We start from the raw sequence: 21,921 nt of genomic DNA, 5'->3' as shown, positions 1-21,921 counted from the left end.
TTGTCATTTGCTGTAAAGATTTAATACATCCCTTTTTGCTTTTGATGAAATGCCCGTTCAATTTCCCGTTTCGCTTCTTTTCGTTTTAAATCTTCGCGCTTATCATATTTCTTTTTCCCTTTTCCAAGTCCGATGAGCACTTTGGCAAATCCATCTTTTATATAAAGCTTCAGCGGGACAAGCGAATACCCCTGTTCTTTTGTCGCACCGATTAGTTTTTGAATTTCCTTGCGGTGGAGAAGCAGCTTTCTTGTCCGCAACGGTTCATGGTTATAACGGTTTCCTTGTTCATACGGACTGATGTGCATATTGTGAAGGAAAACTTCCCCTTTTTCCACTCTTGCAAACGCATCTCTTAAATTAGCGCGTCCGGCGCGGATCGATTTGATTTCGGTTCCTTGAAGAACGATTCCTGCTTCATACGTTTCTTCAATAAAATAATCGTGATGCGCTTTTTTGTTTTGCGCAATCAGTTTCCCTTCTCCCTTCGGCATTGCATCCACCCTTTCGTGAAAATTAGGGGTAAAAGATATTATAGCAAATGATGGCCTCCTGCTCAATTGGAAACTAGCCTCTCCTGCCCTGCCGTTTTCCAGGGAGAGGCCGTTCAAAGGTAAAAATTAGCGTTTTTTCTTTTTCCGCTTCTTTTTCGGCACATTTTGATAAGACTTTTTCTTTTTCGTTTTCGGCGGTTTCGTTGACCATTCTTCTCCATCGTGCCATTCACCTTTAATCAATTTTGGCTTTTCCAATCGAGGCGATTTTTTCCGTTTTTTTCTCATGCCAACGATTTCAAAATCAATTGACCGCTCATCCTTATTTACTTGGACGACACGGACGGTTATTTCATCGCCAATTCTGAATACGTTGCCGGTTCTTTCCCCGATCATTGCATAATGCCGTTCATCAAATCGATAATAATCATCTGTCATATAGCTGACATGAACCAGTCCTTCAATTGTATTGGGGAGTTCCACAAACATTCCGAAATTTGTGACGGAGCTGATGATCCCGTCAAATTCCTCCCCGATTTTATCAATCATAAATTCTGCCTTTTTCAAATCATCTGTTTCCCGTTCCGCATCAACCGCACGGCGTTCCATTTTAGATGAATGTTCAGCGATATCGGGCAATACAGCCGCCCATTTCGCCCGGGTTTTTTCATCTATTTTCCCTTCCAGCAAATAGGTGCGAATCAGCCGGTGGACAATCAAATCGGGATAACGGCGGATCGGCGAAGTAAAGTGAGTGTAAAATTCAGTTGATAAACCGAAATGGCCGATGCTTTCAGGATTGTATTTTGCCTGCTTCATCGAGCGCAGCATGACAGTCGAAATCACCATTTCTTCCGGTTTTCCTTGTACTTCCTCAATAATTTTCTGCAAAGCGCGGGGATGGACATGATTGCCTGTCCCCTTTACAACATATCCAAAATTTGTAATAAACTCTAAAAACCGTCTCAGCTTTTCTTCATTCGGATTTTCATGGACACGGTAGATGAACGGTACATTCATCCAGTAAAAATGCTCTGCTACCGTTTCATTGGCAAGCAGCATAAATTCTTCAATCAACCGCTCGGCTGTCGAGCGTTCGCGAATGACGACATCATACGGTTTCCCTTCATCGTCCACAAGGATTTTGGCTTCCTTGAAATCAAAATCAATCGCGCCGCGTCTCATCCGCTTTTTCCTTAAAATGGAGGAAAGCTCTTCCATAACCGTCAGCATTGGGACGATGTGCTTATATTTTGCTCTCAGTTGTTCATCCTTATCGACTAAAATCTTATTTACATCGGAGTATGTCATCCGCTCCGTCGTGCGAATAACACTTTGGAAAATGTCATGTTCAATAACTTTTCCATATTCGTCCACAATCATTTCACAAGACAAAGTCAATCGATCGACTTTTGGATTTAACGAGCAGATTCCGTTTGACAATCGGTGCGGAATCATTGGAATCACCCGATCTACCAAATAAACGCTTGTTCCGCGTTCAAACGCTTCTCGGTCAATGGGCGTTCCCTCTTTAACATAATAGCTGACATCGGCAATATGCACTCCCAGCTTATAGTGTCCGTTATCAAGCTTTGTAACCGTTACGGCATCATCCAAATCTTTCGCATCCGCTCCATCAATTGTGATGATCAATTCGTCGCGCAAATCCCTGCGATTTTTAATTTCTTCCTCAGAAATCGCATCAGGGGTTTCATTTGCTTGTGCGATGACATCATCCGGAAAGCTTAAAGGGAGATGATGTTTATGAATCACCGATAAAATATCGACACCTGGGTCGTTTTTATGCCCTAAAATTTTCACTACTTCCCCTTCGGCACTCATACGCTCTTCCGGATAAGAAGTTAATCTGATGACAACTTTATGTCCTTCCACTGCACCGTTTGCGGCATTTTTCGGAATAAAAATGTCGTTGGCAATCTTTTTATCATCGGGAATGACAAACCCGAAATTTTTGCTTTCCGTAAAGGTGCCGACAATTTCCTTTACGCCTCTTTCCAAAATACGGATAATGGTACCTTCTTGCCTCGCTCCGCTTGTTTTTGGACTTAAACGGACAAGCACTTTGTCACCGTGCATGGCATGATGAAGTTCACCGGGCGGGATAAACACGTCATCAAACCCATGCTCATCAGGCTCCACAAAAGCAAATCCACGAGCATGACCGACCACCGTCCCGCGGATTAAATTCATTTTTTCCGGTACCCCATATCGGTTAGCGCGCGTCCGAACAATCAATCCTTTTTCTTCCATTTCATTCAACGTAATCATTAGCTCTTTAAACTCTTCTGCGTCCTTTAATTGAAATTCTTCTTCTAATTCTTGGACAGTCAGCGGTTTATAGGCTTCCTCCCTCATAAAAGCAAGAAGCTTATCAACTAATTCCAAATTAGGTTCCGCCATAAGCAAAACCTCCTTTCCTTACCAATCAAGACTTTCTAAAAACTCGTATATGTCCTGGTGCAGTTCGTCTTTTTGCTTGTCAAGCGTGATAACGTGGGTGGAATCTTCATACCATTTTAGTTTTTTGACGTTGGATTCCACCTCGTTATAAATAATATTTGCACTTTCCGGATTAATCATTTCATCATGGCGCGCTTGGATGACAAACGTCGGGGCATAAATCATATCAATATGTTTGCGTACATCTTGTATTAAGTTTTGCAAGCCTTTTAACGTCTTCATCGGCGTCTTTTTAAATTGCTCCATTTCTTGTTCAATTTGTTCTTTTGATTTTCCTTCCAATTGTTTATATTTCCGAGCATAATTTAAAACACCTTCATACATCGTTTCTTCACTTTTGATATACATCGGGGCGCACATTGGAATAATTCCCAATACAGGAACAGTGTAACCGAGTTTTAAAGAAAATACCCCTCCAAGAGACAAACCCGCTACAGCGATTTTCTCAAAACCCAAACTTTTCAAATGATGGTAACCGTTCACGACATCTTGCCACCAATCATCAGGGCCTGTGTGAACCAATTCCTCAGGGGGAACCCCGTGGCCTTTGTATTGCGGAGCATGGCACGTATAGCCTTTTTTTTGCAAAAAACGCCCGAGCATGCGAACGTCTGCCGTATTTCCCGTAAAGCCGTGAAGCAATAAAACGGCTCTGCCGCCTCCTTCAAATGTAAACGGTGTTGGAGCCACAATTTTCATAGCTGATACTTCCTCTCTTTAGATGATCTTTTGCCCTTCATTTTATCATGTCTACGATTAAGATCCAAAATTGCTGAAATGGCCGGGAAAACCATATAAAAAAGGCCTGATGACAACCAGACCTTCTTTTGCCTTACAATCCAAATAATGAAACTAAAATCGTTAAAACAAAAAATAAAACAGCGAGGACAATAGTAATGCGATGCAAAATTAGATCCAATCCGCGGGCCTTCTGTTTTCCGAAAAGCTGTTCGGCTCCGCCGGAAATAGCCCCGGAAAGACCTGCGCTTTTCCCTGACTGCAACAACACGACTGCAATGAGAGCCAGAGAAACGATAATAAGCAGCACAGTAAGAAAAATATGCAATCATCACACCTCCACGTTCCGTCCGTTGTTTTTAATGTACCATAAAAATTATCCGCTGTCACGATTGGTAAGAGACAACTAAAAAATTCAGCAAAAAAACAGGGTTCAAACGGAACGCCTGAACCCTGTTTTGCATAGCTGTGCTACCATTATTTTTTCAAGTTGTAGAAAGATTTCAAGCCATTATATTGAGCAGTTTCCCCAAGCATGTCCTCAATGCGGAGCAGCTGGTTGTATTTCGCTACGCGGTCTGTCCGAGAAGGAGCCCCTGTTTTAATTTGGCCTGCGTTTGTTGCAACCGCAATATCGGCGATGGTGCTGTCTTCCGTTTCTCCAGAGCGGTGGGAAACAACCGCTGTGTAGCCGGCGCGTTTTGCCATTTCGATTGCGTCAAATGTTTCAGTCAATGTGCCGATTTGGTTGACTTTAATCAGAATGGAGTTGCCGACCCCTTTTTCAATGCCTTGAGCTAATTTTTTCGTGTTGGTTACAAACAAGTCATCTCCGACAAGCTGCACTTTTTTTCCAAGGCGCTCCGTCAACAGTTTATGTCCTTCCCAATCGTTTTCATCAAGGCCGTCTTCAATGGAAATGATCGGATATTTTGAAACGAGTTCTTCATACCATTGAACCATTTCTTCGGACGTTTTTACGACGCCTTCTCCCTCTAAATGATATTTACCGTCTTCTTTGTTAAACAGCTCAGAAGACGCAACGTCCATGGCAAGCATGACTTGTTCGCCCGGTTTGTAGCCGGCTTTTTCGATCGCCTCAATAATGGTTTGCAATGCTTCTTCGTTGGATTGCAAGTTGGGAGCAAATCCACCTTCATCGCCGACCGCAGTATTGTAGCCCTTTCCTTTTAAAACCGATTTTAACGCATGGAAAATTTCCGAACCCATGCGAAGCGCTTCACGGAAGTTTTCGGCACCGACGGGCATGATCATAAATTCTTGAATGTCGACATTATTATCTGCATGTGCGCCGCCGTTTAAAATGTTCATCATCGGCACCGGGAGAGTTTTTGCATTAAATCCGCCAAGATATTGATATAGCGGAACGCCCAAGTAATCTGCCGCAGCGCGGGCAACAGCCATGGATACCCCTAAAATAGCGTTCGCTCCAAGTTTTCCTTTATTTTCTGTTCCGTCCAGTTCGATTAACAGTTTGTCGATGGCATTTTGATCTGTTACATCAAACCCAAGCAGTTCCGGAGCAATCACCTCGTTTACGTTTTTAACAGCTGTTAAAACGCCTTTTCCGAGATAACGGTTTTTATCGCCATCGCGCAATTCCACTGCCTCGTATTCACCTGTTGACGCGCCGCTTGGAACGAGTGCGCGGCCAAAAGCACCTGATTCCGTGTACACTTCTACTTCAACCGTCGGATTTCCGCGGGAGTCTAACACTTCACGAGCATATACATCTACAATCGTTGGCATCTCTTATCGTCTCCTTTTCATTTGTTTTGAAATGCAAAAAACATTTATTTTTTAATAAGGGATGTACCTGTCATTTCTTTCGGCTTTTCCAATCCGAGCAGATCAAGCATCGTCGGTGCTAAATCACCTAAAATGCCGCCTTCTCTCAATTCAATTTCCTGTTTTGTGACAATGACCGGAACAGGATTGGTCGTATGAGCCGTCTGCGGTTTTCCATCCAAAGTGACAACTTCATCGGCATTCCCGTGATCCGCCGTAATGATCGCCGCACCGCCTTTTTCCAAAATTAAATCGACCACTTTGCCAAGGCATTCATCCACGGCTTCGACCGCTTTTATCGTCGGTTCAAGTTTGCCGGAATGCCCGACCATGTCCGGATTGGCGAAATTTAAAATAATCGCATCATGCTTATCTGCTTCAATTTCTTTTAATAAAGCGTCCGTTACTTCATACGCACTCATTTCCGGTTTTAAATCATAGGTTGCCACTTTCGGCGAATTAATCAAAATTCGCTCTTCGCCCGGAAACTTTTCTTCGCGTCCGCCGCTCATAAAGAATGTGACGTGCGGGTATTTTTCAGTTTCAGCAATGCGCAATTGCTTCAATCCCGCTTGAGCAATAACCTCGCCAACCGTGTTGTCCAAGTTGACAGGTTTAAAAGCAACATATCCTTTCACAGTTTCGCTGAAATGTGTTAGGCAAACAAAGAATAAGTTTTTCGGATGTTTTGGCCCTCTATCAAAAGAGCGGAAATCTTCGTTTGTAAAGGTGTTGGAAATTTGAATGGCACGATCCGGGCGAAAATTGTAGAAAATAACCGCATCGTTATCTTTGATGGTCGCAACCGGCGAGCCGTCTTCTTTTGTAATCACAGACGGAATGACAAACTCGTCATAAATGCCATTGGCGTAGGAATCTTCAATACATTCGTATGCATTTTTATAGGCTGGGCCTTCCCCGTACACCATGGCACGATACGCTTTTTCCACCCGATCCCATCTTTTATCCCTGTCCATGGAATAATATCGTCCAGAAAGAGTGGCAATTTCACCGACACCGTATTCTTTTATTTTTTCATTTAATTCATCAATATATTGCTTTGCCGTTTGCGGTCCTACATCGCGGCCGTCCAAAAATCCGTGGATGTAAACGTTTTTTACTTGTTGGTTTTTCGCCAATTTTAATAGTGCGTACAAATGGTGAATATGGCTATGGACGCCGCCGTCGGACAACAAACCGAAAATATGGAGGTTTGTCCCATTTTCCTTCACATGGTTCATAGCAGCAAGAAAAGTTTCGTTTTCGAAAAACTCTCCTTCACGAATCGCCAGGTTTACACGCGTCAAGCTTTGATAAACAATCCGGCCTGCTCCAATATTTAAATGTCCGACTTCAGAATTGCCCATTTGTCCTTCCGGAAGACCGACAGCTTCCCCAGAAGCCGTTAACGTGGAATGAGGATACGTATTCCAATAGCGGTCAAAATTCGGTTTTTTTGCTTGAGCCACCGCATTTCCTTTCACTTCATCCCGAAGGGCAAAACCGTCTAAAATGATGAGCGCAACAGGACTTTTACTCATGGCTTCCCGCCTCCAAAAGCTGCAAAAACGATTTTTCTTCAAGGCTCGCGCCCCCGACCAAGGCTCCGTCAATATGCGGCTGAGCCATGAAATCACGGATATTCGCTGGTTTTACGCTTCCGCCGTATTGAATGCGGATTTCGAGAGCAGCTGTTTTGGAAAAGACTTCTTCCACCACTGAACGAATATGTCCACACACTTCATTGGCATCTTCTGCTGAAGAAGATTTTCCCGTCCCGATTGCCCAAATCGGTTCATACGCAATCACTGTCTGTTTAACTTCTTCTTCATTTAAACCAGCAAGGGCTTTTCTCACTTGTTCCCCGACAATCTCGTTCGTTTTGCCGGCTTCGCGTTCGGCCAATGTTTCTCCGACGCAAACGATCGGGGTTAAACGATGTTTAAAAGCGGCCATCACTTTTTTGTTGACTGTTTCATCTGTTTCGGCAAACATTTCCCTGCGTTCGGAATGGCCGATAATGACATATGTTACACCAATATCGCTAAGCGCCACCGGGCTGATTTCCCCTGTAAAAGCGCCGATTTCTTCAAAATGCATGTTTTGTGCACCTATTTGCAAATCGGTTCCTTTGGCTAATTCCACCAATTGCCCTAAAAATAAGGCTGGCGCACATACAACTGAATCAACTTTTTCTTTAGGCGGCACGAGGGATTTTACTTCGTTGACAAAACTTTTTGCTTCTTCAAGTGTTTTATGCATTTTCCAGTTCCCGGCAATTATTGGTTTTCTCATGGTCACACCTTCCTTTCGAGACGAAATTTTATTTGTCTTGCAGCACTTTTACACCCGGGAGAACTTTTCCTTCCATAAATTCGAGCGAAGCCCCTCCGCCTGTTGAAATGTGATCCATTTTATCTGCAAGACCAAATTTTTCCACAGCTGCTGCGGAATCGCCGCCGCCAATGACCGTATATGTATTTTCCGCATTTGCCAAGCTTTCGGCAACAGCTTTTGTACCGTTCGCAAATGCATCCATTTCAAATACACCCATTGGTCCATTCCAAACAACGAGTTTGGAATTTTGAATCACTTTTGCATACGTTTCCCGGGTTTTCGTTCCAATGTCAAGTGCTTCCCAATCTCTAGGGATGCTGTCGATCGGAACGATTTTCGTGTTGGCATCATTTGAAAAATCATCTGCAATGACAACGTCCACCGGCATATAAAAATTCACATTTTTCTCTTTTGCCCGTTCCATGAACGATTTCGCCAACTCGATTTTATCTTCTTCAAGCAAAGATTTGCCGATTTCATGTCCTAAAGCTTTAACAAATGTATAAGCAAGCCCTCCGCCAATAATTAAGTTGTCGACGCGGTCGAGAAGATTTTCAATAACGCCGATTTTATCTTTCACTTTTACTCCGCCGATAATGGCTGTGAACGGACGGTCGGGATTTTCAAGCGCTTTCGATAAAACATTGATTTCTTTTTCCATTAAAAAACCCGCAACAGCCGGCAAGTAATCTGCTATGCCTGCTGTGGAAGCATGGGCGCGGTGAGCTGCACCAAATGCATCGTTTACATAGAGATCGGCCAAATCCGCAAAAGCTTTCGCAAGTTCGGGATCATTTTTTTCTTCCCCCGGATAAAAGCGAACATTTTCAAGTACAAGCACATCGCCGTTTTCCATTTTTTCAACTTCAGCCTTGACACTAGCGCCATATGCTTCATCCGCTTTTGCGACTTTTTTGCCTAAGAGCTCCTCGAGCCGTTTCGCAACAGGGGTTAACCGCAGTTCCTCTACTACTTGTCCTTTTGGACGGCCAAGGTGACTCGCAAGCAAAACTTTTGCTCCTTGCTCGCTTAAATATCGGATCGTTGGCAGTGCAGCGCGGATCCGAGTGTCATCGGTCACTTTTCCGTCTTGCATCGGCACGTTAAAGTCAACGCGGCAAAAAACAACTTTCCCCTTAACATCCACGTCTCTTACCGTTTTTTTGTTCATGGCGAAAGCCCTCCTTTACAATTGCCTTACAAGATGAAAGGGAAAGGGGAATTGTTAGACGTCCCCTTTCCCCTTCCCGTTTTTCATTATAGCTTTTTTGACGGATTCGTCACAAGTAAGATTTCAAAAGATTATAGACCTTGTTTTGCAATGTAAGCTGCTAAATCCACTACACGGTTGGAGTAGCCAGTTTCATTGTCATACCAAGAAACGACTTTCACCATGCGGTTTTCGAGCACCATAGTAGAAAGTGCATCGATCGTTGAAGAATGTTTGTCGCCATTATAGTCTTTGGAAACAAGCGGTTCTTCGCTGTATGCCAAAATACCTTTTAATTCGCCTTCAGCAGCTTCTTTCAGTGCAGCATTTACTTCTTCCACCGTTACATCTTTTTCAAGTTCGGCTACTAAGTCAACGATGGAAACGTTAGGAGTTGGCACACGCATTGCCATGCCGTTTAATTTTCCTTTTAACTCAGGCAATACAAGCGCAACCGCTTTAGCTGCACCGGTTGTTGTCGGAATAATGGATTCGGCTGCCGCTCTTGCCCGGCGATAGTCTTTGTGCGGCAAGTCCAAAATTTGTTGGTCATTTGTGTAAGAGTGGACAGTTGTCATCATTCCACGGACAATGCCGAATTTTTCATTAAGCACTTTTGCAAACGGAGCCAAGCAGTTTGTTGTACATGATGCGTTGGAAATTACATGGTGGTTTTTTGGATCGTATTTGTCTTCGTTTACACCCATAACAATTGTAATGTCTTCTTCTTTAGCTGGAGCGGAAATAATGACTTTTTTCGCACCTGCTTCAAGATGTTTCGCAGCGTCTTGACGGTTTGTGAAACGTCCTGTAGATTCCACGACAATTTCAACGCCGAGATCTCCCCAGCCAAGCTGAGCCGGATCGCGTTCAGACAATACTTTAATTTCTTTGCCATCAACAACTAGGTTGTTTCCGTTAACAGATACTTCAACATCCAGTTTGCCATGAACAGAGTCATATTGAAGAAGATGGGCTAGCATGTTTGCATCTGTTAAGTCGTTGACTGCCACAACCTCTACATCAGGATTTTTTAATGCTGCACGGAATACATTGCGGCCGATACGGCCGAAACCGTTAATACCAACTTTTACTGCCATCTTTAGTCCTCCTTTAATTGTGTGAATTTTTTATATTGAGGGATATAATCAAAAATCCCTTAATAACTCGTTTGCTGCACCTTCATCCGTTACTAAAATGGTTACAAGCGATTGATTCATATAAGCTTTAATCGCTTTTGCTTTTGAAGAGCCGCCTGCAACGGCGATGACATTTGGAATCGTTTTTAAGTCTTCCAGCTGTATGCCAACTGTTTGCACTTTGTGAACGACTTCGCCGTCTTGATTGAAATAATATCCGAAAGCTTCACCAACTGCTTTTCTTTTTTCAATCTTTTCAATCTCTTCTTTCGGCGTTTTTCTCCGAATCGCCATCGTTTTCGCGTCTCCAATGCCGTGTACGACCATCTTTGCTGAACGAATAATGGATAAAAGCTCTTTAATCGACGGTTCTTCAATAATGGATTCATACGCTTCTTTGCTTAATTGGTCAGGAACATGGAGAAGACGGTATTTCCCATGGGCACGATCTGCCATTTTTGCGCAAATGGTGTTCGCCTGGTTCTCAACATTTTCCCCCAATCCGCCTCTTGCCGGGACAAACAAAATATCTTGATGATGACTTAAGGGAACCATCATTTCAGCAACTGTTGCTAATGTTGTCCCCCCCGCCACCGCCACTGTCTCATGATCTTTCAAATGGTTCATGATGCACATTGCACAAGCTCTACCCAGTTCTTTCTTGACTAGAGGCGATTGGTCGCTGTCTCCGGAAACGACAATCACTTCTTGCAAATGAAGTTTTTCCTTTAAGGTGCTTTCCAAAAACGTTAAACCTAACACATCTTTTATCATTTCCTCTAACGCAAGAAGCAAATCCGATCCTTCTTTCGTCAAGGTCATTCCGGAGGGGCGAATGTCAATTAAATTTTGTTCTTTGAACAATTGAACTTCTCCACGCAAAACCCTTTCACTCATTCCTAGACTATTGGAAAGATTCCGTCGTCCTACCGGCTGCATCAGCCGGATTGTTTGCAGGATTTGATAACGTTTTTGCATAATTTGGAGAAGATCAGGCAATAATTTTTTTTGCGCTTCAATTAATGAGTGCATGTTCAAATCCCTTTCAAGAATTTCCACCGGGACTTTTTTTGTCCCTGTATGACATATTATGTCCCGCTAGCGGCAAAAAAATTCATCCCTTACAAATTACATTGTAGCAGGAGTGTATAGGTTAATCAACATTTGTACTTTCAAGCAAACGCTTTCTCAACACATATTTTTCAACTTTTCCAAACGCCACTACTTCCCCATCCACTTCGACGACCGGGATCATTAATTGATATTTTTCCAACAGTGCATCGTCTTGATAAATATCGATCTCGTTTATTTGAAACTCAAATTCACGTTTCAGCTCTTCCAGCAAATTTTTCGCTTCCTCACATAACGGGCACCCTTGTTTCGTATAGAGGAACACTTGTTTCACGGTTCAAATCCTTTCTACCAGTTTTCACAAATATTATAGTGCCCGTCGAAAATTTTGGCAAACGGCAGAATTCCGTTTTATCTGGAAGGGACATTTTCCAAAGGATTTTTGAAAAAGTTGTGTTAAAATAAAGGGTGCAAACGGAACAATTTGATCGATTGCTGATTGAGCGCTGCGGCGCTATTTATGAATCTTTGACGTGTTGGATTATTGAATGGAATCCCAAACATCTGCACTTATGAAACGGAGGGCTTGTGATGTCGCAGCTTTTTTCGGTTCCTTACTTTGAAGAAAATTTTCGACAATACATTCAAATGAATAAAGGAAAATCATCCAAAATTGACGCCATGAACAGCTATTACCGCTCCGTCGTCTCAACTTTAATCTACGACCAGCTCACAAAAAACGCGGAAGTTTTAAAACGGCTGCAAAACCTTGACCAGGCGTATAATCATGTGAAGAAGGAGGAGTAGCAGCGTTTTTTAGCAACAGAACAAATTGTGAAAACAGTTAATTCCTCATAGTTTTTTGTTCTTGTAGAGGAATCGTATTGCCCAATCTGCAATATAAATGAACCACTTTCCTGAAAAACAATTAACGTTGACTGAATTATAACTCTTTCCCTAAATGCAGATCAGGAATCTTTTGAATTCTACTCCTTCATTAAAGATAGCAGCCATGATCTCTGCTTACCAACAGCCAGTTCCGGAGGTTCCTCCATCCCTGCTCATTCACAATCTTATAAAAACATGGCAAAAAACAAATGCCGCTTTTTGAAACGTTACCATCCAACCTATTCACGCCAGCCCAGCGAATTTGCAGTTTGGCATAGATCCCAGCCATTATTCGGTTTGGTAGCCTAGGACACCTCCCTTGAGTTCCGCATAAAAGCTGTTGTACTTTTTGCTCCGCCTGTATGCAGATCATCATGGGATTGTGGCATTAGCCCACAACATACTGAAAGTAGTGGCAACCGCCAGCTGCCTTCAGGCAAAAATCGAAAACATACAAAAGCCAGTGGAGAAAACCTAGTTGTTTTTCTCCACTGGCGCTTATCGATAGCCCTATGATCAATTTGGAAAAATCACTTTTAAAGCCGTTACTGTTTTATACTTTTTATTTTGCAACGCATACATGATGAATATTAGTACAAACCAAAAAGTCGTCATTAATAATGCTAAACGAGTTGCTTCAGCAAATAACATAATAATTAAAATACAAACAAATAACGCCAGCACGACATAATTAATAAATGGAGTGAATGGTGCTTTAAAAATCGACTTTTCCCGTAAATCCGGACGCGTCTTGATATATCGTATATGAGAAATTAATATAATCCCCCAAACCCAAATAAAACAGATCGCAACGCTAAAGGCTTGCTCCGGAATCAGTTTGCTCATCAGAGCCCCAAGAGAAATGACAAACGCTGATGTAAACAAAGCGTTTCCAGGTAACTGCTTTTCGGTTAATGGTTAATCCGCTGGCATTGAGCACGGCAGTAATACGCCTGGAACCGTAAATTGGGTATTGCGTGTAGACTTCGTCAATTCGATGCTTAATAAATACCTCTTCAGGAGAGGAGCCTTAAGGCTTATAGTAAAGACTTGAGCAGTTTAGACTGAGGAGTTCAGCCTATGTTTTTATCGCAATTCTTTGTCTTCCCAATCGATCATTTCAAGTCTTTCCGCCCTACTCCTTAAGGCCAGATTTTTTTTAAGCCACGTCAATTGCGTGGTTAGTCGGCCGACTTCGGCATATAGATTTTCTATTTGCTGTTCGTATTCAGCTCTCATTTCATCGACTTTTTTGTTCTCCTTTCTAAAGATTTGCGGCATTTGTTCGAGAAAAGTATTTCTCCATCGGCGAATCTGATTTACATGGATCCCATGAGTGGAAGCAATTTCGTTCATAGTTTTTTCTTCCTTCAAAACTTCTAACACCATTTGAGACTTGAATTCTGGTGTATAATTTTTTCTTTTCATAAACCTACTTTAACATCTCCTCATTTCGTGTCTAGTTTTATGGATCCATTATAATCTTATAAATCTAAATTCTGCTGAACAAAACAAGATGAATTCTTACAGTCCTTTATTATGCTATTTTTAAGCTTTTTGTCTTGGATGATTGAGACGCCAAGTTGATAGGGAGATCGGTTGTAAATGTGTTCTTTCAAGTTCAAACACATCATCCGATCTCTTTTTAGTCGTGTTATGAATTCTTCCATTTCCTGTTCGATTCAAACGTTCCCATCCTTGCACATTCCACTTATCCTAATTTATGAAAACAAGATGCTTGGTAAAATTACTTTTGATAAACCCTGCCACATTTTCAATTTTCCCTTTGCTTTCCGATCGGCAAACACCAAAATTGTAATGTGCTGACTTTGATATATTCAACTCAGCAGTAAAAGATCCTAGATCGACAAGGAAGCCTTTTTGACATCCAAAATTTATATTATTAGAACCTATCCAACGGCTTGAGGCCTATTTTTCTGCTATTGATATCGATTTTACGGTTTTCGCTGTGTTGAAAAAATCATGTAAAGGTGCTTTAATTGAACGAATCTACGCGGTGAAGACTTATTCTTTGGCCACTAGAATCATCGAGCGTATTCCAACCATAAAACTGCTGGTGAAAAGGTTGAAACACGAACTCATTTTTGCTTGAATGCGGATTTTTGGTTTCAGATTTCAGATCATATCCCTGAAGCATCTTATTCCCACCTAATCGCAAACTATCCACAGATGTCCTAAAACACTCCCATTCATTTATCGATTTGTCTTTCACACTGTTAAACTTATTTCTAAGTTTTAGGCTAAAACCCATTGGATTTCCAGTTTATATCTGCAAGGAATTTTCAATTCATTGTCATTACACGGCACGGATATACTTTAAAAAATTCTATTCCTTATAGGTAAGAAAATAACTTTCTACACTACTACAATTGCTTAATTGATTGGAAAGTGACGATATATGCAAAAAATGCTCCTTATTGACCAAAAGGATTGCAACGGTAATGATTAAATTGAGAGTTTATAAAGAGTATGATTTTAATCCATGCATCCATAAAGGATGCGACGCAATAAGTGGGTAATTGCTAATTTTCCTATAAAATTTCAATCCACGCATCCATAAAGGATGCGACGTTAGATTCGATGTTTGATAGATTTACGTTATTTTATTTCAATCCACGCATCCATAAAGGATGCGACAGCAGACGCACACGCTGACGGATGAGGGGTGGGATTTCAATCCACGCATCCATAAAGGATGCGACTATATTAAATTCTCCACCGAACCACCCACGATCAATTTCAATCCACGCATCCATAAAGGATGCGACTTAACCCTCTTTCCATTCTTCCGCACTTTCTTTATTTCAATCCACGCATCCATAAAGGATGCGACAGCAAATGCTTTTGCTTCCCACATGGCAAGATGAATTTCAATCCACGCATCCATAAAGGATGCGACTATTTCTAAAATGCAATTAAAATGATTTTTTAGAATTTCAATCCACGCATCCATAAAGGATGCGACAGCAAATGCTTTTGCTTCCCACATGGCAAGATGAATTTCAATCCACGCATCCATAAAGGATGCGACTATTTCTAAAATGCAATTAAAATGATTTTTTAGAATTTCAATCCACGCATCCATAAAGGATGCGACTTAACCGGATTGAAGATCTTGAGAGACGAGTTAATATTTCAATCCACGCATCCATAAAGGATGCGACAACAGGCAAGCGAAAATATTGCCAAGTCATTTTAATTTCAATCCACGCATCCATAAAGGATGCGACCGCTCCCTCATGCATTTGTTGTTTCCAAATAAATATTTCAATCCACGCATCCATAAAGGATGCGACACAAACTCGTTTTCATCGCTGGTCCATGCCAACCTATTTCAATCCACGCATCCATAAAGGATGCGACAAGCAGGCAGGCAATGGAGTACCGAGGCATACATATTTCAATCCACGCATCCATAAAGGATGCGACCATGAAGCTGGTTCCAAAGATGAATTGTACAAGCTATTTCAATCCACGCATCCATAAAGGATGCGACTATGTTGCTCCAATAGCAAAAGTCAAACGGTACCATTTCAATCCACGCATCCATAAAGGATGCGACGCGAAATTAGAAGCGGTAATCAACGTAATACGTATTTCAATCCACGCATCCATAAAGGATGCGACGTTATTTTGTACGTCAACGCAGCGAAAATCGGTTGATTTCAATCCACGCATCCATAAAGGATGCGACTTCAAGGCATTTTCGATTCAAACACAGACATTGCATTTCAATCCACGCATCCATAAAGGATGCGACCGAAGCTAACCAAGAACGAGCAAGACGCTTACTTATTTCAATCCACGCATCCATAAAGGATGCGACCTCAAGTATGGTGTTCGCAGTCGGCCGGCAGTTCATTTCAATCCACGCATCCATAAAGGATGCGACACGGATGGGCAGTGTCGTCCCAATTCAAAACGTTGATTTCAATCCACGCATCCATAAAGGATGCGACCCCTTTAACTTTATACCCTCGTTTCGTAGCATGTATTTCAATCCACGCATCCATAAAGGATGCGACTTTTTCATATAAACGTAATGCTTCCGCTTTGCTATTTCAATCCACGCATCCATAAAGGATGCGACATCTTCCGTTTCACAATAATAATGTGCATATCGATTTCAATCCACGCATCCATAAAGGATGCGACTGCGGGATGCAACGATCTTTTTCTTTTTGGCTAATATTTCAATCCACGCATCCATAAAGGATGCGACGTCCTAACACCTCTTGACGTAAATTCCGTTTTATTTCAATCCACGCATCCATAAAGGATGCGACTTCATGATGTTTTTACTGTAAATTATTTGTTTTTTATTTCAATCCACGCATCCATAAAGGATGCGACGCAAAACATAATAGCAGTATGGGATTAGAGGAAAATTTCAATCCACGCATCCATAAAGGATGCGACAAAACGAAAGGATGATTTTTAATGATGATCACTATTTCAATCCACGCATCCATAAAGGATGCGACGAAGAAACAAATAACAATATAACAGATCAAGAAAAAATTTCAATCCACGCATCCATAAAGGATGCGACGAGTATTATGGCATCGAGCCGTTCAATCTGTATATTTCAATCCACGCATCCATAAAGGATGCGACATCTTTTGAAAACATCATATCACGGTTAAAAGAGATTTCAATCCACGCATCCATAAAGGATGCGACATAACCGTTCAATAAATCATATAATACATGATGTTATTTCAATCCACGCATCCATAAAGGATGCGACGTTTACACATGGTAATTATCAACGTATCACAATGATTTCAATCCACGCATCCATAAAGGATGCGACGATTTTTGTGAAAATTACAGAATACACACCGATTATTTCAATCCACGCATCCATAAAGGATGCGACATACATAAGCCAACACATGCCGCAAAAGTAAGGGATTTCAATCCACGCATCCATAAAGGATGCGACCAAAACTTTTGATTTTGCACACGGATGAATATAATTTCAATCCACGCATCCATAAAGGATGCGACAACGTCCATTATCGTTTGATAGTGGACGTAATGATTTCAATCCACGCATCCATAAAGGATGCGACTTTATTGCCGACTTTTTAAAACCTTCACATAATATTTCAATCCACGCATCCATAAAGGATGCGACGTCCACCATATCAACGGAGATAAATCAGATGACAATTTCAATCCACGCATCCATAAAGGATGCGACTTTCAAGGTAGGCTTGTTCGATCTCCGACCATGTATTTCAATCCACGCATCCATAAAGGATGCGACAGTCAACCGGTACTGGCCGTTCAACAAATTCGCATTTCAATCCACGCATCCATAAAGGATGCGACTTCTACTATATGATTCATTTTTGTTACTTTTACATTTCAATCCACGCATCCATAAAGGATGCGACCTAGGTATCCTAGCCTTTTCAGGTTTCTCATGTTATTTCAATCCACGCATCCATAAAGGATGCGACTACTTTTTTGTACGCGCTAAAGGTGACAGCATGATATTTCAATCCACGCATCCATAAAGGATGCGACTTTAACTTTTTTCATATTTAATTCATGAGTAGTATTTCAATCCACGCATCCATAAAGGATGCGACTGAAAGGCTCGACGTCATAATACTCCGATTTGACTTATTTCAATCCACGCATCCATAAAGGATGCGACCGTAAGCAAGAAGGTAGTCTGCCACAAATTGATATTTCAATCCACGCATCCATAAAGGATGCGACGTATCCACCCATCACCGTCAATTACACCGCGAAATTTCAATCCACGCATCCATAAAGGATGCGACAGACTTGTATTTCCGTAAGCCGCGATATTAATTTATTTCAATCCACGCATCCATAAAGGATGCGACGTCCGAGCCGCCTTTACCGTCGGTTGCTGGCTTGCTATTTCAATCCACGCATCCATAAAGGATGCGACGCAAAGTCGTTTTTATAGTGCGACGTACACCATGATTTCAATCCACGCATCCATAAAGGATGCGACACGTTGAAACGTAAAAACTCGGACTATCTAACGTTATTTCAATCCACGCATCCATAAAGGATGCGACAAAACTCTTCTGTTGCAAAATCCCGTGAAATTTTATTTCAATCCACGCATCCATAAAGGATGCGACGTAATATTCCGCCCAAACTTTCGTCCTTGATTACGTATTTCAATCCACGCATCCATAAAGGATGCGACTTAGATGAGTATTACTGTGAATTAGGTTTAAAAAATTTCAATCCACGCATCCATAAAGGATGCGACGTAATATTCCGCCCAAACTTTCGTCCTTGATTACGTATTTCAATCCACGCATCCATAAAGGATGCGACTTAGATGAGTATTACTGTGAATTAGGTTTAAAAAATTTCAATCCACGCATCCATAAAGGATGCGACCCGATACCGTCAAGAATATTAACGAGTTTAAAAATTTCAATCCACGCATCCATAAAGGATGCGACAACTTTCTTTTTCAGTTCTTCGAATTCTTTTTTAATTTCAATCCACGCATCCATAAAGGATGCGACATGAGGGAATTTATTAATCAAACTGGACGGACAAATTTCAATCCACGCATCCATAAAGGATGCGACAAGCGTGATGGGTATAAATAGATTGGCAGCAAAGATTTCAATCCACGCATCCATAAAGGATGCGACAGCGATTTTCACATCAAAATTACTCAAAATTTTATAATTATGACAAAAAACCGCCATTTTCTTTATTAAAATATAAAACTTCATTATTTAAATCTACCAAATATGGTAATAATTGATAAAAAATCAGGTGCGAATGTACTAAGAATTTCATGTTCGCTATTCATTCGCACTAAAAAATGATTGGATCTTCTAAATCTATTGATTCTTTCACCCCAATATGCTCTACTTTAGTTTTATAATTATTGCCTATTTGATAGAACCTGAGACTATCTTTATTTTCATCAATAATATTGGTAAGTTCTAATTTTAAAGCTGTAAATTGGGCTGCATCAACGTTACATTCAAAAACTGAATTTTGGACTCGTTGGCCATAATTTTGGCATACTTTTGACACTTTCCTTAATCTTTTTTGTCCTGCACTGCTTACAGTACTAACATCATAAGTTATTAAAACTAACAAAATTCACACCTACTTCCATAAAAATGGTGGGTACTCATCCAAATCATCACGTAAATAACGGGCCAATAGTAAAGCTTGTGCATGTGGAACTAATCCCCAAGTTATTTTTTCGCCTAAATATGGATGTGTTATCTTGTCTTGTTTTCTATTTTGCCATGCAGATAAGAATTTCTTTCTAGCTTCATCTGTCATAATTACAGCTCCATTTTCTTTTTTTATAAAATCTTCTTTGTTAACAATTTTTTTATTAATCAATGTTAAGACAAACTTATCTGCGTAGACGCCCCGCAATTCTTCCATTACATCTAAAGCTAGAGATGCCCGTTTCAATCGCCATCTGTATATATGGCTGTATCCGCAATTCTTCCATTACATCTAAAGCTAGAGATGCTCTTCCTGGCCGATCTCGATGCAAAAAACCAACATATGCATCGAGACCAACACCTTCCAACGCTGATGCCATATCATTTGCCAATAACGTATAAGCAAATGAAAGCATTGCATTCACGTTATCTAATGGTGGTCTTCGTGACCGCGAGTGGAAATAAAAATCCTCTTTTTGCTGTAATATCATCTGATTAAACAGTTTATTGTAACTTATAGCAGCTTGTCCTTCCAAACCTCTTAATCTTTCTAAATCTTCACACTCTCGCACATCATGAATGATAGATGATAAATGTTGAGAGATTTCTTTAAAAAGAGCTACATCCACTCGTAATGGATAATCTCTAGTCATTCTTTCTATTATCCATTTATTGTTATAAATCTTTCCAATAATAAAGTTACGTGCAATTTTTATCGACATAACTTCATCTTCAGACACACGATATTGTTTCTTTCTAAGGATGACGTTACCTTTGCTTTTTCCGATCACTCTTGCCAGAAATCGACCGTTCTTAGTTAAGAAAACTAATGAAATATTTTTTTCTGCACAATATCCCATTAGTGCAGGACTTGCACCAGTATAGCCAAAGGATACGATTGATTCTAAATTATGAAGCGGCAATCTACCTATCTTCTCATTCTCTTTTAAAAGGACAATATTATCGCCGTCTAATGATAAATAAACATCTGATTGAGTGATAAATAATGTGTTAAGCAGTTTTTTCATTCTTTTATCTTTCCTTCAATATAACTTTTTACAGTCCGCTTATTCATTAAATTTGGCAAACAAATATTTTGGAGGGAACAGTTTTTACAAAAGGATCCTGTTTTTACTTTAGGCGTATACTTGCGCTTATAATGATCATGCATTTCTAAGACAATAGACCTTACTTTATTTTTATTTTCTAATGTTATAGGTATTTCTACTCTCCGTTTTATCTCGTTATAAAACATATATCCTGTGTTTATTTTGCAAAGTAACATCTCCTCTAAACACATAACTTGTGCTGTTAATTGCAATATATCTGAATCATTTATTTTCGGCTTTCCACGTTTATATTCTATAGGATAGGCAACATATTTTCCTTCAGCACCCACTATTTCTACACCATTATTATCTTTAACAAATTCAACAACATCACAAACACCGGTAATTTTCAGTTCATTTGACTTTACAGGCATTGCTCGAACAATCAGTTTATTGCCACGCTTCTCTCGAATAAATGGCTTGTCAGCTTTTCGGTGAAGATATTGTCCTTCAATCGTTCTTACATTTTCTTCCCATTGCTGTTCAATATGAATGAGAGCCCATTGGCGTCTACAAAATTGAAAATGCTGAATACCGGACAACATTAAATAAATTTCTTCCTCATTATTTACCATTGATGACCACAGCTTTTAAACCATCTAGCTCATTTAAAGTGATCGTATAATCATCAATCGATTTTGGTTCTTCCACATTTTTTTCAATTTTTAATAAACGATGAACTTTAGCGGAAGAATATTGTCCCAGTTTTGAATTGTGCTCCCACCAATAAACTTTGTGCACTTCCATGCTTCCTTCAGGTCTCGCAGCAGATGCGTCATTCTCAAACAATGTAACAAGAGCTTGTTGGATTTTTAGAGCATCTTCATTTGTAAATCCTGTTTTTTCTGCCAATTGCGTATTCATACTGCCGTAAAAAACATACACACCAAAATCAACACGATGCTTCATTCCCATAGTGTCAGAGCTGCGTTTTTCATTTGTTACAGAATTTACACTTTTTGTAATCTGCATGCTGACAATATCAACAGGGTCGACGCTTGTTGCCGTATGGATTGAAACAGGACCACGAACACCGACAGATAAATCGGATCCTTTAAAGGCAAAAACTTGACCAAAGGCCCGGACATCTATCCATAACTGGCAAGCTATCTTGGCAAACTCTTCACTTGAGCCGTTTTTAGAACTCATAATTTTCTTTAATTCCGGGTGTGCTTCTGCACGCTCTTTTAAACTTTTAAAATCATCGACTTTTCGATCATTCGATTGAACAAAAATGGACTCTCCCATATCTTGCAGTCGATTTCTGATTTTCCGTTTAATGGCCACATCCGAAATCTCTCCATGTCCGTCATAATTTTGTCTCGGACGGTTTCCATTCAATGGATCTCCATTCGGATTGGCTTTTTTAACCGATAATACAACAGCAAAATCAATTTTATGATCTAAGATTGACAT

General features: G+C 40.6%; 16 protein-coding genes, 2 pseudogenes and 1 CRISPR repeat array. Of the genes and pseudogenes, 1 reads left to right on the top strand and 17 read right to left on the bottom strand.

All coding sequences use genetic code 11. The features are described from left to right. Window positions 1–20: 20 nt before the first annotated feature. From smpB to AC0KTX_RS09275, 11 genes are all read right to left on the bottom strand, one after another. Window positions 21–494 (bottom strand): SsrA-binding protein SmpB, encoded by a 474-nt coding sequence (gene smpB / locus AC0KTX_RS09325; protein ID WP_474251936.1) that lies wholly within the window; start codon window positions 492–494, stop codon window positions 21–23. 126 nt (window positions 495–620) lie between these two features. Continuing rightward, window positions 621–2,915, bottom strand: coding sequence for a ribonuclease R (gene rnr / locus AC0KTX_RS09320; protein WP_474251935.1), 2,295 nt, complete (start codon window positions 2,913–2,915; stop codon window positions 621–623). 18 nt (window positions 2,916–2,933) lie between these two features. Next, complete coding sequence (locus tag AC0KTX_RS09315; RefSeq protein ID WP_474251934.1) at window positions 2,934–3,674, bottom strand: alpha/beta hydrolase; 741 nt, start codon at window positions 3,672–3,674, stop codon at window positions 2,934–2,936. A 133-nt stretch (window positions 3,675–3,807) separates the two neighbouring features. Then, entirely contained in the window at window positions 3,808–4,041 is a 234-nt protein-coding gene (gene secG / locus AC0KTX_RS09310) for a preprotein translocase subunit SecG (RefSeq protein ID WP_474251933.1), read from the bottom strand. Between the two features lie 149 nt (window positions 4,042–4,190). After that, window positions 4,191–5,483, bottom strand: coding sequence for a phosphopyruvate hydratase (gene eno / locus AC0KTX_RS09305; RefSeq protein ID WP_474251932.1), 1,293 nt, complete (start codon window positions 5,481–5,483; stop codon window positions 4,191–4,193). Between the two features lie 44 nt (window positions 5,484–5,527). Beyond that, complete coding sequence (gpmI, locus tag AC0KTX_RS09300) at window positions 5,528–7,063, bottom strand: 2,3-bisphosphoglycerate-independent phosphoglycerate mutase (RefSeq protein ID WP_474251931.1); 1,536 nt, start codon at window positions 7,061–7,063, stop codon at window positions 5,528–5,530. Next, a complete protein-coding gene (tpiA, locus tag AC0KTX_RS09295; RefSeq protein ID WP_474251930.1) occupies window positions 7,056–7,817 on the bottom strand; it encodes a triose-phosphate isomerase in 762 nt (253 codons plus the stop codon). Before tpiA ends, gpmI begins: the two co-directional genes overlap by 8 nt. 28 nt (window positions 7,818–7,845) lie before the next feature. Beyond that, entirely contained in the window at window positions 7,846–9,030 is a 1,185-nt protein-coding gene (locus AC0KTX_RS09290) for a phosphoglycerate kinase (RefSeq protein WP_474251929.1), read from the bottom strand. 131 nt (window positions 9,031–9,161) lie between these two features. Next, a complete protein-coding gene (gap, locus tag AC0KTX_RS09285) occupies window positions 9,162–10,169 on the bottom strand; it encodes a type I glyceraldehyde-3-phosphate dehydrogenase (protein WP_474251928.1) in 1,008 nt (335 codons plus the stop codon). 48 nt (window positions 10,170–10,217) lie between these two features. Continuing rightward, window positions 10,218–11,240, bottom strand: a complete 1,023-nt coding sequence (locus tag AC0KTX_RS09280; RefSeq protein ID WP_474251927.1) for a sugar-binding transcriptional regulator — start codon at window positions 11,238–11,240, stop codon at window positions 10,218–10,220. Window positions 11,241–11,361: 121 nt separating this feature from the next. Further along, a complete protein-coding gene (locus tag AC0KTX_RS09275) occupies window positions 11,362–11,613 on the bottom strand; it encodes a glutaredoxin family protein (protein ID WP_474251926.1) in 252 nt (83 codons plus the stop codon). Between the two features lie 257 nt (window positions 11,614–11,870). On the opposite strand from AC0KTX_RS09275, the gene yvfG reads away from it, so the two are divergent. Beyond that, window positions 11,871–12,086: a protein YvfG gene (gene yvfG, locus AC0KTX_RS09270; protein WP_474251925.1), complete on the top strand. Its 216-nt coding sequence runs from the start codon at window positions 11,871–11,873 to the stop codon at window positions 12,084–12,086. 597 nt (window positions 12,087–12,683) lie between these two features. Here the strand turns inward: yvfG and AC0KTX_RS09265 are convergent. The 6 genes and pseudogenes from AC0KTX_RS09265 to cas7c form a co-directional block, all read right to left on the bottom strand. Further along, window positions 12,684–13,082, bottom strand: a pseudogene (locus AC0KTX_RS09265) (amino acid permease); the annotation flags it as partial. Window positions 13,083–13,253: 171 nt separating this feature from the next. Next, window positions 13,254–13,595, bottom strand: coding sequence for a transposase (locus AC0KTX_RS09260; protein WP_474251924.1), 342 nt, complete (start codon window positions 13,593–13,595; stop codon window positions 13,254–13,256). A gap of 1,065 nt (window positions 13,596–14,660) precedes the next feature. Then, window positions 14,661–18,853: a CRISPR direct-repeat array (repeat unit 32 nt; unit sequence ATTTCAATCCACGCATCCATAAAGGATGCGAC). A gap of 169 nt (window positions 18,854–19,022) precedes the next feature. Further along, the gene (gene cas2, locus AC0KTX_RS09255) at window positions 19,023–19,313 is read right to left on the bottom strand and encodes a CRISPR-associated endonuclease Cas2 (protein WP_474251923.1); all 291 of its coding nucleotides are present in this window, start codon (window positions 19,311–19,313) and stop codon (window positions 19,023–19,025) included. Between the two features lie 9 nt (window positions 19,314–19,322). Next, window positions 19,323–20,424 (bottom strand): annotated as a pseudogene (gene cas1, locus AC0KTX_RS09250) (CRISPR-associated endonuclease Cas1). Then, window positions 20,421–21,080 carry a CRISPR-associated protein Cas4 gene (gene cas4 / locus AC0KTX_RS09245; RefSeq protein WP_130158742.1) on the bottom strand — a complete coding sequence of 220 codons (660 nt, stop codon included), beginning with the start codon at window positions 21,078–21,080 and terminating at the stop codon, window positions 20,421–20,423. Before cas4 ends, cas1 begins: the two are co-directional and overlap by 4 nt. Continuing rightward, window positions 21,070–21,921, bottom strand: a complete 852-nt coding sequence (gene cas7c / locus AC0KTX_RS09240) for a type I-C CRISPR-associated protein Cas7/Csd2 (protein ID WP_474251922.1) — start codon at window positions 21,919–21,921, stop codon at window positions 21,070–21,072. The genes cas4 and cas7c overlap by 11 nt, the downstream gene beginning before the upstream one ends.

The sequence above is a fragment of the Aeribacillus sp. JST-2 genome (genome assembly GCF_056032925.1).
Note: the sequence above shows the minus strand (reverse complement) of the source record. Positions and strands in the feature narration are given on the sequence as shown.